Source organism: Paraburkholderia phenazinium (genome assembly GCF_900100735.1).
Classification (GTDB): domain Bacteria; phylum Pseudomonadota; class Gammaproteobacteria; order Burkholderiales; family Burkholderiaceae; genus Paraburkholderia; species Paraburkholderia phenazinia.
Map to the genome: position 1 here is coordinate 305,284 of NZ_FNCJ01000004.1, position 13,726 is coordinate 319,009.

Below are 13,726 nucleotides of genomic sequence, written 5' to 3' on the forward strand. Positions count from 1 at the left end.
TATTTGGTGTCAACATGGAAAATATCCACAGCCTGCTCAGCGTCAGCATCTCGGAGTTCAAGCAGAACCCGGGGAAAGTGGTTGAAGAAGCACACGGTCAACCTGTTGCCGTGCTCAACCACAACCGCCCAGCCTTCTATACGGTATCGCCAGAATTGATGGCTCAAATGGCCGATCTGTACGACGAGCGTCAACTGGCCACTCTCGTGCAATCCCGTATCAAGTCGGTCGGCCGCGCGATCAAGGTCAACCTCGACGACCTTTAATGCCGCACGAACTCCGATTCATCCCTGAAGCACTCGAAGACTGGGCAGGTCTCGATGGTTCGGTCAAAGCTCTTTTCAAGACGGCGCTGAAGAAACGTCTGGAAACCCCGCGGGTACCAGGCGCAGAACTTCGCTCACCGCTCATCGATTGCTACAAGATCAAGCTGCGAGGAGTCGGCTACCGGCTCGCTTACCTGGTCCGTGATAGCAGGGACCCGCCAGACATCGTCGTACTCGCGGCGGGCCGTCGCGACGGCGGCATCTACGAGGCCGCCGCTGCCGCGTGGGACGAGGCGCGAACCCTGGAAGAAGATTGACGCGCCTCGGCGTTCAGAACTGATCTTCCGACAACGCCAGCACCCCCTCATCCCCCTTCGCGCTGACAATCGACGCTTCCAGCGCCGACGCCTGCGGCAGCACATGCTCTGCATAGAACTGCGCAGTCGCGATCTTCGCGCCATAGAACGACGGATCTTCAGCACGCTTCTCGGCGGCGGCCAGCAAGGCCCGCGCCATCTGCCAGCCGCCCAGCACGATACCCGCCAGCTTCAGATACGGCACGCTGCCGGCAAACACCGCATTCGGATCGCGCTTCGTATTGGCGAGCACGAACTCCACCGCCGCTGCCAGCGCACGATGCCCCTGCGCAAGCTGCTGCTGCATCGACTTGAACGCCGCGCCTTGCTGCGCGCCAAGCGTCTCGACAGTCTCGGCAATACCGGCCAGCAGCGACTTTGCCACCGCACCGCCGTCACGCAAGGTCTTGCGGCCGATCAGATCGTTCGCCTGAATCGCGGTGGTGCCTTCGTAGATCGGCAGAATCCGCGCGTCGCGGTAGTACTGTGCGGCGCCCGTTTCTTCGATAAAGCCCATGCCGCCGTGCACCTGTACGCCGAGACTCGTCACGTCGATGGACAGCTCCGTGCTCCAGCCCTTCACGATCGGCACGAGAAATTCGTAGATCGCCTGATGCTCATTGCGCTTCGCTTCGTCCGGGTGACGATGCGCGATATCGCAATGCGCAGCGGCCACATAAGCGAGCGAGCGCGAGCCCTCGGTCAAGGCGCGCATCGTCGCCAGCATGCGGCGCACGTCCGGGTGGTGAATGATCGACACCGACTGTTTAGCCGAGCCATCGACCGGACGGCTTTGCACGCGGTCCTTCGCATACGCCACCGCCTTCTGATAGGCACGATCCGACACGCCGACACCTTGCATGCCCACCGCAAAACGCGCGGCGTTCATCATGATGAACATGTACTCGAGACCGCGATTCTCTTCGCCGATCAGATGACCGATCGCGCCGCCGTGATCGCCGAACTGCAGCACGGCTGTCGGGCTCGCCTTGATGCCGAGCTTGTGCTCAATCGACACGCAATGCACATCGTTGCGCTCGCCGAGCGAGCCGTTTGCGTTGACTAGGAACTTCGGCACGATAAAGAGCGAAATGCCCTTCACGCCTTCCGGTGCGTTCGGGGTCCGCGCCAGCACGAGATGGGCGATATTCTTCGCCATGTCGTGCTCGCCCCATGTGATGAAAATCTTGGTGCCGAACAGCTTGAACGAGCCGTCGCCCTGCGGTTCGGCGCGGGTGCGCACCAGCGCCAGATCCGAGCCGGCCTGCGGCTCGGTGAGGTTCATCGTGCCGGTCCAATCGCCAGAGATCAGCTTGGGCACATAGGTTTGCTTCTGCTCGTCGGTGCCGGCCGTGAGCAGCGCCTCGATCGCGCCATCCGTGAGCAGCGGGCACAAGGCAAAGGACAGATTCGACGCGTTCAGCATCTCGATACAGGCCGTGGCGATCAGCTTCGGCAGCCCCTGGCCTTCGTAGTCCAAAGGATGCTGCACGCCTTGCCAGCCGCCCTCGGCGAACTGGCGGAACGCGTCGGCAAAACCCGGCGTGGCCGTGACCTTGCCGTCCTTCCAGCTACTCGGATTGCGGTCGCCTTCAACGTTCAACGGCGCCAGCACCTCGCCGCACAGCTTGGCCGATTCTTCGAGCACGGCCTGGGCCGTGTCGAGGTTGGCATCTTCAAAGCCCGGCAGCGTCGCGATCTCTTCGAGTGCGGCCAGTTCTTTCATCACGAACAGCATGTCCTTGACGGGCGCCGTATAGCTCATTTCAGTTCTCCTCCTGCCTGCGATTGCGATATAAAAAAGGGACGCTGGACTAACGGTCCCTGCGTCCCTTCGTTTGCTGCCGGACGCCGTCTTATGGCGTCGTCAGGGTTAGCCGAGCTCGCTCACCAGCTCCGGCACCACCGTGAACAGATCGCCCACCAGACCATAATCGGCCACGCTGAAAATCGGCGCTTCCGGGTCCTTGTTGATCGCCACGATGACCTTCGAGTCTTTCATGCCGGCCAGATGCTGGATCGCACCCGAGATGCCGACCGCGACGTACAGTTGCGGTGCGACGATCTTGCCGGTCTGGCCCACCTGGTAGTCGTTCGGCACGAAGCCTGCGTCCACTGCCGCGCGCGAGGCGCCCAGTGCCGCGCCCAGCTTGTCGGCCAGCGGCTCGAGCACCTTGGTGTAGTTCTCGCCGCTGCCCAGACCGCGGCCACCGGAAACGATGATCGATGCCGAGGTCAGTTCCGGACGATCCAGCTTCGTCACTTCACGGCTCACGAACTGCGAGAGACCGCTGTCGGCTGCTGCCTGGATCGTTTCGACTGCAGCGCTGCCGCCTTCTGCTGCGACCGGATCGAAGCCGGTGGTACGCACCGTGATGACCTTGATCGGATCGCTCGACTGCACCGTGGCGATGGCGTTACCCGCGTAGATCGGGCGCTCGAACGTATCGGCGCTGTCCACTGCGGTGATGTCGCTGATCTGCGCGACATCGAGCTTCGCCGCGATACGCGGTGCGATGTTCTTGCCGTAAGCGGTAGCCGGCGCGAGGATGTGCGAGTAGTCCTTCGCAATGTTCAGCACCGTAGCTTCGACGTTTTCTGCGAGGCCTGCTTCGAGTTGCGGCGCATCGGCCAGCAACACTTTGGCAACGCCTGCCACCTTGGCAGCTGCCGCTGCTGCGCCTTGCGCGTTGTGGCCGGCAACCAGCACGTGCACATCGCCACCAATCTTCGCCGCTGCTGCGACCGTGTTCAGCGTCGCCGCTTTCAGCGACGCGTTGTCGTGTTCCGCGATTACCAGAATCGTCATTTCGTCCATCTCCTGTGTCGACCGGAGTTGGCGCTTTAGCGCTTACTCCGGTCCCATGCAAGCTTGTTGCAGTTGTCCTTAGAGCACCTTGGCTTCGGTCTTCAGCTTCTCGACCAGCGTCTTCACGTCGGCAACCTTCACACCGGCGCTGCGCTTGGCCGGCTCGACGACTTTCAGCGTCTTCAGGCGCGGGCTCACATCGACACCCAGGTCTTCGGGCTTGAGCGTTTCCAGCGGCTTCTTCTTCGCCTTCATGATGTTCGGCAGCGTCACATAACGCGGCTCGTTCAGGCGCAGGTCGGTGGTGATCACGGCCGGCAGCGTCAGCGCCAGCGTTTCCGCTCCGCCATCCACTTCGCGCGACACCGTTGCCTTGCCGTCCGCCACGACAACCTTCGAGGCGAACGTCGCCTGCGGCAGGTTCGCCAGCGCAGCCAGCATCTGGCCGGTCTGGTTCGAATCGTCGTCGATAGCCTGCTTGCCGAGAATGACCAGCGACGGCTGTTCCTTGTCGACCAGCGCCTTCAGCAGCTTGGCGACGGCCAGCGGCTGCAGATCTTCGTTCGACTCGATCAGGATGGCGCGATCTGCGCCGATGGCCAGCGCCGTACGCAGCGTTTCCTGCGCCTGCGTCACGCCTGCCGACACGGCGATCACTTCCGTCGCCACGCCCGCTTCCTTCAGACGCACCGCCTCTTCCACGGCGATTTCGTCGAAGGGGTTCATCGACATCTTTACATTCGCGATGTCGACGCCCGTGCCGTCCGACTTCACCCGGACTTTCACGTTGTAATCGACCACTCTCTTGACTGGCACCAGGATTTTCATGCACACGCTCCAAAGTTACGAATACGTCAACCCAGCGGACATTATAGCGACTGCGCCTTTGCGGCAGCCGTGTCGCAGGCTGGTTTACATCGAGGATAGCGCTCCTCAGCGGCGTGACAGCAATAACGAACGGTCGTTCTATTTTAATCCCGAAAAAACCCGGGCGACAACCCCGGGTTAAGACCTACGACTCTAATTCTTCATTTGCCATCAGTGACACTTTTGTACCTGGCGGTGCGGCTCACCAGCCGGCGACCACCGCGCCACCGTACTTCGCGTCAATGTACTGCTTCACTTCCGGCGAATGGTACGCCGCGACCAGCTTTGCGACCCACGGCTTGTTCCGGTCAGCTTCGCGGATCGCGATGATATTCACATACGGGCCCTTCGGATCCTCGATCGCGATCGCGTCCTGTTTCGGCTTCAGGCCCGCTTGCATCGCGTAGTTGGTGTTGATCGCGGCTGCATCCACGTCGCCGAGCGAGCGCGGAATCTGCGCCGCATCGAGTTCGACGATCTTCAGCTTTTTCGGATTGTCGACAATATCGAGCGGCGTGGCCTTCAGGCCGGCGTCGGCGCGCAGCTTGATCAATCCCTGTTTTTGCAGCAGCAACAGCGCACGGCCGCCATTGGTCGGATCGTTCGGCACCGCGATCTTCGCGCCCGGCTGCAGTTCGGCGAGCGACTTGATCTTCTTCGAGTAGATGCCCATCGGGAAGGTCACCGTATCGGCGACGCGGATCAGCTTGTAGCCGCGGTCCTTCACTTGCGCTTCGAGGTAGGGGTCGTGCTGGTAGCTGTTGGCGTCCAGATCGCCGCTCGCGAGCGCCGCGTTCGGCTGCACGTAGTCCGCGAATTCGACGATCTTGATGTTCAGACCGTTCTTCGCCGCGACCTGCTTCACGACTTCCATCAACTCCGCGTGCGGGCCGCCGGTCACACCGACCTTGATCGTGTCGTCGGCATAAGCCGCGGTGTTGGCAGCGAACAGCGTGGCGGCGCCGAGCACGGCGGCGAGTTTCAGAATGAGACGGCGTTGCATGACTGATCTTCTCCAAATCGCTTAAACGGGTTCCGCGGGTTCCTACGACCTTTGTTTTATGTGTGGCTCATTTGTGGCTGAGGCGACGCACGAGCCAATCCCCGAAAGACTGCACCAGCTGCACGAACACGATCAGGATCGCGACGACCGTCCACATGACGTCCGGCTCGTAGCGCTGGTAGCCGTAACGGATGCCCAGATCGCCGAGACCGCCGCCGCCGATTGCGCCGGCCATCGCCGAGTAACCGACTAGCGACACGAACGTAATCGTCAGACCGGCGACCACACCGGGCCACGACTCGGGCAACAGCACCTTGAAGACGATCTGGCTGGTGGTGGCGCCCATCGCCTGAGCGGCTTCGATCAGGCCGCGGTCCACTTCACGCAGCGCCGTTTCGACCAGACGCGCAATGAACGGCGCGGCGGCGATCGTCAGCGGCACCACCGCTGCTGCAGTACCGATCGACGAGCCAACCACCAGGCGCGTGAACGGAATCACCGCGACCAGCAAGATGATGAACGGCGTCGAACGCACCGCATTGATGACCACGCCCATCGAGCGGTTCAACGCGACGTTCTGCAACACGCCCTGACGGTCCGTCAGATACAGCAATACGCCGAGCGGCAAGCCGACCAGCGCGCCCACCAGACCTGAGATGCCCACCATGATGAGCGTTTCCCAGAACGACTGGACGAACATATCGAACATTTCACTCAACATAGGACATCTCCTCCACCACCACACCCTGTTCGCGCAGATACGTCAGCGCCTGCGCCACCTTCACCGGTTCGCCGCCCGCGAGCACCGCGAGCGAGCCGAACGCCTGTCCCTGAATCTCGTCGATCTGGCCATGCAGGATGTTGAAGTCGAGCTCGTAACGGCGAATCGTTTCGGACAGGATCGGCTGATCGACGCCCGAGCCGGTGAAGGCGAGGCGCAGCAGATGGCCGCTGCCGGTCTTCAGGCGCTCGGCCACGCGTGCCTTCAGCGCGGGCGGCAGTTCCTGGGCAATCACATCGCCGATCAGCGCGCGCGTCACTTCGTGGTGCGGCTGCAGGAACACGTCGATGACCTTGCCGTGTTCGACGACCCGGCCCGCATCCAGCACCGCGACGCGGTCGCAGACCTGCTTGATCACGTCCATCTGGTGCGTGATCAGCACGATGGTCAGGCCGAGTTCGCGATTGATGCGCTTCAACAATTCGAGAATCGAGCGGGTGGTTTCCGGGTCGAGCGCAGAAGTCGCCTCGTCGGAGAGCAGCACCTTCGGCTTGCTCGCCAGCGCCCGGGCAATCCCCACGCGCTGTTTCTGGCCACCGCTGATCTGCGCCGGGTAACGGTCTTTCTGCGCGGAAAGGCCCACCAGTTCGAGCAGCGGCAACACGTGCGCCTCGATCTCGGCGCGCTTCATGCCGGCCAGCTCGAGCGGCAGTGCGACGTTTTCGTACACGGTGCGCGACGACAGCAGGTTGAAATGCTGGAAGATCATGCCGATTTCGCGGCGCGCCTCGCGCAGTTGCGCGGCGGACAGCGTCGTGAGATCGCGGCCGTTGACGACGATATTGCCTTCGGTGGGACGCGTCAGCAGGTTGATGGTGCGCACGAGCGTACTCTTGCCCGCGCCGCTGCGGCCGATGATGCCAAACACCTCGCCCGCCGGAATCGACAGGTTGACGTTGTGCAACGCCTCGACCCAGCCCCGGGGTCCAGCGAAACGCTGGGAAATATTTCGTATTTCGATCATGAAAAAACGAAACGGCGGAACTGCCCGTGAGCGTACTGCGCTCCCGGCAAGCGGCCGCCGTTACTTTTATTGGGATTTGAGCCGCGATTCTACCGCAGCATCGACATACCCTTTAATAATCAATTCCGATCTTTTCATAACCGAGAGGAATTAGAGGCGAGTCCCGCATGCCGCACTCGCGCGCGTCACGGGCGTGCGACTATGATCGGGCCAAGCAAAACCATAACGAGGGCGGACATGGAGACTAGCCGGTATAACAATGCCCGGCCACACCCGGCGGTGGTGGCAGGCGCGGCAGCCACGGGTGTCGAGGCAGAGGGCGCAGCCAGCACAACGGGTACGGGGCGCGATGGCGGTGCGGCGCGCTCGCTGATTACGACCCGCGACGGCCTTGAATTACCGCTATACCGGTGGCCTGCCTCCGGCCCCCGCCGGGCGACGGTTGCTCTCATCCACGGCCTTGCCGAGCATGCCGGACGCTACGCGCCGCTCGCCGAGCGGCTCAACGCAGTGGGCATCGAACTGCTCGCCATCGATCTGCGCGGCCACGGCAACGCGCCCGGCAAACGGGTGCGCGTCGAGCGCTTCGACGACTATCTGCTCGATGCCGAGGCCCTGCTTAGCATCGCGGCGGATGACGGCGCTCCGTTGTTCCTGATGGGCCACAGCATGGGCGGCGCAATTGCAGCGCTGTACGCCATCGAACGCCTACCTAGCAGCGGTCACCGGCTGGCGGGCTTGATCCTGTCGAGTCCCGCACTTGCGCCGGGCCGCGACGTGCCGCGCTGGATGCTGACCATGAGTCAGATCATCAGCCGCATCTGGCCGGGTTTTCCCGCCATGAAGATCGACGCGGCGCTGTTGTCGCGCAACCCGGCGATCGTCGAAGCGAATCGCAACGATCCCTTGGTGCATCACGGTTCGGTTCCGGCGCGCACTGGCGCGGAGATTCTGCTGGCGATGGCGCGTATCGAACGCGGCCGCGCCGGTTTGCGGGTGCCCTTGCTGGTGTATCACGGCACGGCAGACAAGCTCACGGAACCCGACGGCAGTCGCGCCTTCGGCCAGCATGCCGGCTCGCCGGACAAGACGCTCACGATGCATGAAGCGAGCTATCACGAGACGATAAACGACCTCGACCGCGAACGGGTGATAGGCGAGTTGATCGCGTGGATTCAGGCGCGGTGTGGTTAAGCGAGGGGGCGTGTGCTGGAGGTCCGCCCGTTCGCATTCATGATCCGCCCTCGCGCGGCTCAACACCACTCGCTCGCTGCCCCACCCAATGCGGCTCAGATCCCCGCTAGCGCCCGGATATGCGCAACCACGCTGCGCCCGAGCGCCGACAGGTTGTAGCCGCCTTCCAGACAGCTCACGATCCGCCCGCGCGCATAGCGGTTGGCGATTTCGCGAACCTGATCGGTCAGCCACGCATAATCGGCCTCGACGAGCCCCATGTTGCCCAGGTCGTCCTCACGATGTGCATCGAAGCCCGCCGACACGAAGATCATTTCCGGCTTGAACGCATGCAAGCGCGGCAGCCACAGCATGTCGACCGCCTCGCGCACTTCCATGCCCTTCGAGCGGGCCGGCATCGGCACGTTGACCATATTGGCCGCGTGATTGTCGGCCCCGGTGAACGGATAGAACGGATGCTGGAAGAAGCTGCACATCAGCACCCGCGAGTCGCCGGAGAACGCGGCTTCCGTGCCGTTGCCGTGATGGACGTCGAAGTCGACAATCGCCACCCGTTGCAGACCATGCGCCTCCAGTGCGTGGCGCGCGGCAACCGCGACGTTGTTAAAGAAACAGAAGCCCATGGCGCGAGCCGGTTCAGCATGGTGGCCAGGCGGGCGCACGCTGCAAAACGCATTGTCGTAACGGCCTTCGATGACGGCATCGGTGGCGGCCACCGCGGCGCCTGCCGCGCGCAGCGCGGCTTGCCAGGTGTGCGGATTCATCGAGGTGTCCGGATCGATCTCTGCGTAGCCCGTCTGCGGCGAGCGGCCGCGAATGTAGTCGACGTGCGCCTGGGTATGCACGCGCAGGAGCGCAGCTTCCTCCACAAGCGGTGGCGACTCGCGTTCGATCAGCGCGTCGATGCGGCTTGCGATCAGCTGATCTTCGATTGCCTGCAGGCGTGCCGGGCATTCGGGATGCCACTCGCCCATCTCGTGAAGCAGGCAGTCTGGGTGGGAATAAAAGGCTGTTGCCATGATTCTCTTCTGCGGCGCGTCGCGCGAAGCGCGCACGGCGTGTCTCCGTCCAAAGGCGCGCGCGTAAGGCGCGCCCAACACCGTCAAGTTACCACACCATGCGCCCGGGACGCGCCGTAGCAACGGTTCTGCATAGTTCCGCCATGGGCGTCGGGTATACTGCCCGCTATCCTTCAGTCAGCTTCTACCGCCTTCCGGCTCCCTCGCACCACGCTCCCAGTTCACTATGATCGTCAAGCTTGCTCTGTCCGCACAAAACCGGCTACGCACCCAGAACGTAGCTGCTGCACTGTCTATCGCATGGTGCGTGTTTGCGGCAGCCAGTCCGGCCGAGGCACAGACCCGCGCGCCCAAAGCGCCGCTGCTGGTCACGCAGGGGCAACCGCAACAGCCCGTGCCGCAAGGACAGACGTTCGAAGAAGAAATCATTCCGCAGCGCTACGCGAACAACCCGGATGTCGACGGCTTCATCAACGACATGGCGGCGCGCTACGACTTCGATCCGGCCGCGTTGCACACGCTGTTTGCCGGCGTCAGCTACTCGGCGACCGCGGTCAAGCTCGTCACGCCCTCGCCCACACCGTCCATCAAGAACTGGCGCGTGTATCAGTCGCGCTTCCTCGACCCGGTCCGCATCCAGGCGGGCATGCGCTTCTGGCGCAACAACCAGGCGACGCTGCAGCGCGCCTATGAGGAATTCGGCGTGCCGCCGGAAGTGATCGTCGGCATCATCGGCGTGGAGACGATCTATGGGCGCTTCATGGGTAACTTCCGCGTGCTCGACGCGCTGACCACCCTCGCCTTCGATTACCCGAACACCCCGAATCGCGCCGAACGCGAGCAGACCTTCCGCAAGAACCTCGAAGACTATCTGGTCTGGACCCGCGACTCGCAAATCGACCCGAGCACAGTGCTCGGCTCGTACACCGGGGCGATCGGTATTCCTCAATTCCTGCCGAGCAGCATCGTGCAGTACGCGATCTCGTATGACGGCAACAAGCAGATCGACCTGCGCACCAGCCAGGCCGACGCGATTGGCAGCGTGGCGAATTACCTGAAACAGAATGGCTGGGAAAACGGCCGGCCGGTGGTGTGGGACATCGGCTCGGACGCCGGCAGCCAGGGCATCGCGCAAGCCGGCGCCGACGGCAAGCCCGAACCGCACTGGCCGCTCGACCAACTGCTGCGTGCGGGTCTCGTGGTGAACGAGCAGGGTCTCGATATGGCGGCCGAGGCCGGCACGCCGGTGACGATCATCGATCTGCCCTCGCCGGGACTGCCGACCGAGTACAAGCTGGGGCTGAAGAATTTCTACGTGCTGACGCGCTATAACCGCAGCTTCTTCTACGCATTAGCGGTGTATCAGTTGGGCGAGAAGATCAAGGCGCAACTGGAGGCGTCGGGCGATCTGGACAGCAACGGGGCGCCGAGCACCGCGCCGCCTATGTCAGCGCCGCCGGCTTCGCTGCCTCTGCCTACGGCGCCTGCGCCGATGGCCGTGCCCGCCCCGTCGAACAGCCCGGTTCCTGCACCGATGGGCATCCCGGCTCCGATGCCAGCTCCCGCGCAGGACTCGCAATAAGCGCCGTCCAAGCAGTTCGATCCGTTCGGACTGCCTGAATGAAAAACGCATGAAAAAAGCGCTGGTTTGTAGCCAGCGCTTTTTTTGTTTGGCGAAGTCCCGAGGCGCGCTTCCGCCCCTGATCGATCAAGCCGGGAACACACCCGTCGACAGATACCGGTCGCCGCGATCGCACACGACGAACACGATGGTGGCGTTCTCGACTTGCCGTGCGATTCGCAATGCCACTTCGCACGCGCCGGCAGAGGAAATACCGCAGAAGATTCCTTCGACAGCGGCCATTTTGCGCGCCATTGCTTCCGACGCCGCCTGGCTCACGTTCTCGACCCGATCGACCCGGCTGCGGTCGAAAATCTTCGGCAGATACGCTTCCGGCCACTTGCGGATGCCCGGAATGCGCGAGCCTTCTTCTGGCTGCGCACCGATAATCTCGATAGCCGGACTCTGTTCCTTCAGATACTGCGACACGCCCATGATCGTGCCAGTGGTGCCCATGGCCGAGACGAAGTGCGTGATGCGCCCTTCGGTTTCCTGCCAGATTTCCGGGCCAGTCGTCTCGTAGTGTGCGATCGGGTTATCCGGGTTCGCAAACTGATCGAGGATGATGCCCTTGCCTTCGCGCTGCATCTGCTCGGCCAGATCACGGGCGTATTCCATGCCGCCCGTAACCGGCGTCAGCACGATCTGCGCGCCGTACGCAGCCATGCTCTGGCGGCGCTCGACGGACAGGTCTTCCGGCATGATCAGCACCATCTTGTAGCCACGAATAGCGGCCGCCATGGCGAGCGCGATACCGGTATTGCCGCTAGTGGCTTCGACCAGCGTGTCGCCCGGCTTGATGCGGCCGCGCGCTTCCGCCTTCTTGATCATCGACAGTGCCGGACGATCCTTCACCGAACCTGCCGGATTGTTACCCTCGAGCTTGCCGAGAATCACGTTATTGCGGCTGCGGATCTCGTCGTCAGGCAGGCGGACGAGCTGGACGAGCGGCGTATTGCCGATCGTATCTTCAATCGTTTTGTAAGCCATATTGGAGTGCGGGGCTGTCGCTGTGCGATGTCGTCAATTGAACGATTCTAAACCACCATGCGCCGGCCTGCCGTGCGGCCCTGTTGGCGGCATGGATGCAACGCTCGCGCGGCATGGGGATATAACGTGGCGATATAAGACGGCGTGCCACGCAAAAAGCCCGCGGCCGAGTACCGCGGGAGCCAGTCATCTGAGTGACGGCTGAAGGAGTGTCATGTGCCGACTCCAACCAGAAAGAAAGCCTGCGAGACGGCGGCGCGAGTGCAATTGCGCGCCCGTGCCGCCGTATAGCCCCACGCGTGCCCTAACGCATAGGCCGCTCGCCTGGGGCTACGGCATACGGCTATTTCTTCACCACCACTGCGGCGTCGCCCTTGTGAGCGCCAGCCGCTGGGGCGGACTGTGCCGCAGAGGTCGCGGCCTTGCCCTGTGCAGGCGCTGCAACCTGTGCGCCAGCAGCAGCACCAGCCGGACCGACAGCGAGACCCTCCGCCTGCAGGCGCTCGACGGTATGCCCGCCCATGCCCTTGACGCGCTTGCTGAGATCCGTGGGATCTTTATACGGGCCGTGCGCGTCGCGTTCTTCGAGAATCGCTTTCGCTTTGGCGGGACCAATGCCCTTGATGCCACGCAGCGCTGCTTCGTTAGCCGTATTGACGTCGACCGCCGCGTAGGCGTGACCGAACGCGGCGAGCATTGCCGCGGTAACCATGATTTTTCGCAACATATGGAATCTCCCTCGTACAACCTCACCGGTGACGACCACCGGCGAGGAGATTCCAGTTTAGAGAGGTCTGCGAAAGATTTACACCTGGCCGAATAGCCAACGTACGTAGCGGTCGACGCCTTCCTGCACGCTCAGGAAAGGCGCGTCGTAACCCGCCGCGCGCAGTTTCGTGAGATCGGCTTGCGTGAAACACTGATACTTGCCGCGCAGCGCATCCGGAAACGGAATGTACTCGATCAGCCCGCGCTGCACCTGCTCGGCGAGCGAGAGCGGCGCTTCGTTATTCAGCGCGCGCAACGTGTTGACGACGGTCGTCGCGATGTCGTTGAACGGCTGCGCCCGGCCGCTGCCGAGATTGAAGATGCCCGACTTCTCCGGATGATCGAAGAAGTGCAGATTGACCTTCGTCACGTCTTCGACGGAGACGAAATCGCGCGTCTGCTCGCCGGCGGCATAGCCGTTGTATTCGCCGAACAGCTTGACCTTGCCCTCGGCGCGGAACTGGTTGAAGTTGTGAAACGCCACCGACGCCATGCGCGCCTTGTGCGTCTCGCGCTGGCCGTAGACGTTGAAGTAGCGAAAGCCGGCGATCTGGCTTTTCGCAGTGGGCAGCACGCGGCGGATCACCTGATCGAACAGGAACTTCGAATAGCCGTAGACGTTGAGCGGCTGCTCCACTTCGCGCTCTTCCACGAAGCGGCTCGAGCCGCCATAGGTCGCAGCGGAGGACGCATACAGAAACTGCGTGCCCTGCGCGAGGCACGCGTCGAGCACCGCGCGGCTGTAGCGGAAGTTGTTGTCCATCATGTAGCGGCCGTCGTGTTCCATCGTGTCCGAACAGGCGCCTTCATGGAATACCGCGCGCACCTTGCCGAAATCGCCACGCGCAAAGCGTTCAACGAATTCGGTCTTGTCGAGATAATCGTCGATCTCGCAATCGACCAGGTTCTTGAACTTGTCCGCGCGCGTGAGATTGTCAACGGCGATGATGCGTTGTTCACCGCGCTCGTTGAGCGCCTTCACGAGATTGCTGCCGATAAAACCGGCCGCGCCGGTGACGATGAGGATCATGGTCGTACTGTCCCGAAATTGGGTTCGACTAGCGCCAGCCGCACGCGCCGCAAGCGAG

General features: G+C 62.7%; 14 protein-coding genes. 4 read left to right on the plus strand and 10 right to left on the minus strand.

Annotated elements, in window-relative coordinates; all coding sequences use genetic code 11:
- Nucleotides 1-14 precede the first annotated feature (14 nt).
- Complete coding sequence (locus tag BLQ92_RS11740; RefSeq protein WP_090684502.1) at nucleotides 15-266, plus strand: type II toxin-antitoxin system Phd/YefM family antitoxin; 252 nt, start codon at nucleotides 15-17, stop codon at nucleotides 264-266.
- Nucleotides 266-583 carry a type II toxin-antitoxin system RelE family toxin gene (locus BLQ92_RS11745; RefSeq protein WP_090684503.1) on the plus strand — a complete coding sequence of 106 codons (318 nt, stop codon included), beginning with the start codon at nucleotides 266-268 and terminating at the stop codon, nucleotides 581-583. Before BLQ92_RS11740 ends, BLQ92_RS11745 begins: the two co-directional genes overlap by 1 nt.
- Before the next feature lie 13 nt (nucleotides 584-596).
- On the opposite strand, the gene BLQ92_RS11750 is transcribed toward BLQ92_RS11745, so the two are convergent.
- The 6 genes from BLQ92_RS11750 to BLQ92_RS11775 form a co-directional block, all read right to left on the minus strand.
- A complete protein-coding gene (locus BLQ92_RS11750) occupies nucleotides 597-2,387 on the minus strand; it encodes an acyl-CoA dehydrogenase (RefSeq protein WP_090684505.1) in 1,791 nt (596 codons plus the stop codon).
- A gap of 108 nt (nucleotides 2,388-2,495) precedes the next feature.
- Nucleotides 2,496-3,431 (minus strand): electron transfer flavoprotein subunit alpha/FixB family protein, encoded by a 936-nt coding sequence (locus BLQ92_RS11755; protein WP_090684857.1) that lies wholly within the window; start codon nucleotides 3,429-3,431, stop codon nucleotides 2,496-2,498.
- 78 nt (nucleotides 3,432-3,509) lie between these two features.
- The gene (locus tag BLQ92_RS11760; RefSeq protein WP_090684507.1) at nucleotides 3,510-4,259 is read right to left on the minus strand and encodes an electron transfer flavoprotein subunit beta/FixA family protein; all 750 of its coding nucleotides are present in this window, start codon (nucleotides 4,257-4,259) and stop codon (nucleotides 3,510-3,512) included.
- 241 nt (nucleotides 4,260-4,500) lie between these two features.
- The gene (locus tag BLQ92_RS11765) at nucleotides 4,501-5,301 is read right to left on the minus strand and encodes a MetQ/NlpA family ABC transporter substrate-binding protein (RefSeq protein ID WP_090684509.1); all 801 of its coding nucleotides are present in this window, start codon (nucleotides 5,299-5,301) and stop codon (nucleotides 4,501-4,503) included.
- A gap of 67 nt (nucleotides 5,302-5,368) precedes the next feature.
- Nucleotides 5,369-6,022 (minus strand): methionine ABC transporter permease, encoded by a 654-nt coding sequence (locus tag BLQ92_RS11770; RefSeq protein ID WP_090684511.1) that lies wholly within the window; start codon nucleotides 6,020-6,022, stop codon nucleotides 5,369-5,371.
- Nucleotides 6,012-7,046 carry a methionine ABC transporter ATP-binding protein gene (locus BLQ92_RS11775; RefSeq protein WP_090684513.1) on the minus strand — a complete coding sequence of 345 codons (1,035 nt, stop codon included), beginning with the start codon at nucleotides 7,044-7,046 and terminating at the stop codon, nucleotides 6,012-6,014. The genes BLQ92_RS11770 and BLQ92_RS11775 overlap by 11 nt, the downstream gene beginning before the upstream one ends.
- Before the next feature lie 237 nt (nucleotides 7,047-7,283).
- On the opposite strand from BLQ92_RS11775, the gene BLQ92_RS11780 reads away from it, so the two are divergent.
- A complete protein-coding gene (locus BLQ92_RS11780; RefSeq protein WP_090684516.1) occupies nucleotides 7,284-8,240 on the plus strand; it encodes an alpha/beta hydrolase in 957 nt (318 codons plus the stop codon).
- A gap of 95 nt (nucleotides 8,241-8,335) precedes the next feature.
- Here the strand turns inward: BLQ92_RS11780 and BLQ92_RS11785 are convergent, their stop codons facing one another.
- Complete coding sequence (locus BLQ92_RS11785; RefSeq protein ID WP_090684858.1) at nucleotides 8,336-9,259, minus strand: histone deacetylase family protein; 924 nt, start codon at nucleotides 9,257-9,259, stop codon at nucleotides 8,336-8,338.
- A 226-nt stretch (nucleotides 9,260-9,485) separates the two neighbouring features.
- Between BLQ92_RS11785 and mltB the strand changes: the two genes are divergently transcribed.
- Complete coding sequence (gene mltB / locus BLQ92_RS11790; protein WP_090684518.1) at nucleotides 9,486-10,841, plus strand: lytic murein transglycosylase B; 1,356 nt, start codon at nucleotides 9,486-9,488, stop codon at nucleotides 10,839-10,841.
- A 126-nt stretch (nucleotides 10,842-10,967) separates the two neighbouring features.
- Here mltB and cysM read toward each other — a convergent pair whose 3' ends face one another.
- The 3 genes from cysM to rfaD all read right to left on the minus strand — a co-directional run bounded on the left by cysM (nucleotide 10,968) and on the right by rfaD (nucleotide 13,668).
- Nucleotides 10,968-11,870 (minus strand): cysteine synthase CysM, encoded by a 903-nt coding sequence (gene cysM / locus BLQ92_RS11795; protein WP_090684520.1) that lies wholly within the window; start codon nucleotides 11,868-11,870, stop codon nucleotides 10,968-10,970.
- Between the two features lie 343 nt (nucleotides 11,871-12,213).
- Nucleotides 12,214-12,597 (minus strand): ComEA family DNA-binding protein, encoded by a 384-nt coding sequence (locus tag BLQ92_RS11800; RefSeq protein WP_090684522.1) that lies wholly within the window; start codon nucleotides 12,595-12,597, stop codon nucleotides 12,214-12,216.
- 78 nt (nucleotides 12,598-12,675) lie between these two features.
- Nucleotides 12,676-13,668: an ADP-glyceromanno-heptose 6-epimerase gene (gene rfaD / locus BLQ92_RS11805; RefSeq protein ID WP_090684524.1), complete on the minus strand. Its 993-nt coding sequence runs from the start codon at nucleotides 13,666-13,668 to the stop codon at nucleotides 12,676-12,678.
- Nucleotides 13,669-13,726: the final 58 nt, after the last annotated feature.